Source organism: Candidatus Izemoplasma sp. (assembly GCF_982632705.1).
This window is the reverse complement of the sequence record NZ_CEXEES010000119.1, coordinates 1-1,248: the sequence shown is the minus strand read 5'-3', so window position 1 is coordinate 1,248 and position 1,248 is coordinate 1. Positions and strand designations below refer to the sequence as shown.

The following is a 1,248-nucleotide window of genomic DNA, read 5'->3' as shown; positions in this document are numbered from 1 at the left end:
AGACCATGAGTATGAAATTCGTCGTCCTTCTGAGGTTGCAGCCAGACTTAATCAACAGTTCCCCATGGATGATATCATTGGGCAATACTTTACCTTCATTTATGGAATATTAAATCTTGATACTCTGGTCGTAACCTATACATCTGCAGGTCATCCTGGACCTGTGGTCACACCTGCGGCTGGCAAAGTCGTTTCCCACCCATCTACGGGTATGCCGATTGGGTTTATGCCTGATGCAACCTTCGAAGACTTGGAGATTCAACTTTTTCCAGGAGATAGACTCTACGTCTTTTCAGATGGTATTGCCGAATCCACAAACAAATATGAAGAGCAATTTGGGAATGATCGCTTGATGCGCATCCTGAGACAAAATCAAACAGCCATGAATCTGCGGGGTTCAATTGATAATCTTGCCGTATCAGCGCTTAAGTGGAATGGCTTATCCCCTATGGTCGATGATATGTCCATCGTTGGGCTTGAAATCAAAAAGGACGAGGCAGAATAGCGCATTTAAATCGCAATACCGTTTAACCACTGATAACACCCACCTTCTTATACCTTAAAACTACTGCACTACGAACCGTGTTGGATTTGAGGGAAATAATTTCCTGCAATCTGGTAATATTTCCTATTTTACCCCTATCCTTATTACATTTTTTCATCACTCTGGCAATAATATTTGTAAGCCCAAGTTGAGCTTATAAAGTATTTTGAGTGAGCAAAGCGACACAGTCTCAACACACGCCTGTATCCCTATTTTTCAACGCGAAAGATATGAAATACTTATTCAAGATACTGAAGGATCTGACGATCATTAAGATATATGCACAACGAGCCAGAAACTGACGGCTAATTGTTAGTGGCACTAAAGTTGACATAATAACCCGGAACCAGACACCTATCGAGGGATTGAGCAGGTGTCATACTTGAAAAGAAGCAATAGTTGGAGAACACACCATGAGCACGACGCCCATCGTCATCACCCCAGATTCAGACATTGTTGGAAATGCCACACATGATCTGAAAAAGGAATTTTCTGAGTTAATTCAAAACGGTAAAGTACAAATCACATTGGATCTTGAAAAAGTAAGCATGATCGATTCATTGGGAATCGGAGTGTTAGTCGCAACCCGGAATTCGGTTCGGCAATCCGATGGAGAATTCTGCATTGTGAACTTGTCCAAGGATTTAACCCAACTTTTTTCAAACATGAGGATCATTGAGTTTTTAAATGTCAGCTGACATAAT

The 1,248-nt window shown here is 41.3% G+C and carries 2 protein-coding genes; both read left to right on the top strand.

Going from position 1 to position 1,248, the window contains the following annotated elements:
- On the top strand, nucleotides 1–505 hold a 505-nt coding region (locus AC2LE6_RS09045; RefSeq protein WP_484478932.1), incomplete at its 5' end, for a PP2C family protein-serine/threonine phosphatase.
- A 452-nt stretch (nucleotides 506–957) separates the two neighbouring features.
- On the top strand, nucleotides 958–1,242 hold the full coding sequence (locus AC2LE6_RS09040; protein WP_484478931.1) for an STAS domain-containing protein: 285 nt from the start codon (nucleotides 958–960) through the stop codon (nucleotides 1,240–1,242).
- Nucleotides 1,243–1,248: the final 6 nt, after the last annotated feature.

Coding starts and splice junctions, on each gene's coding strand:
- AC2LE6_RS09040 (WP_484478931.1), top strand. CDS start 958: ATGAGCACGACGCCCATCGTCATCACCCCAGATTCAGACATTGTTGGA.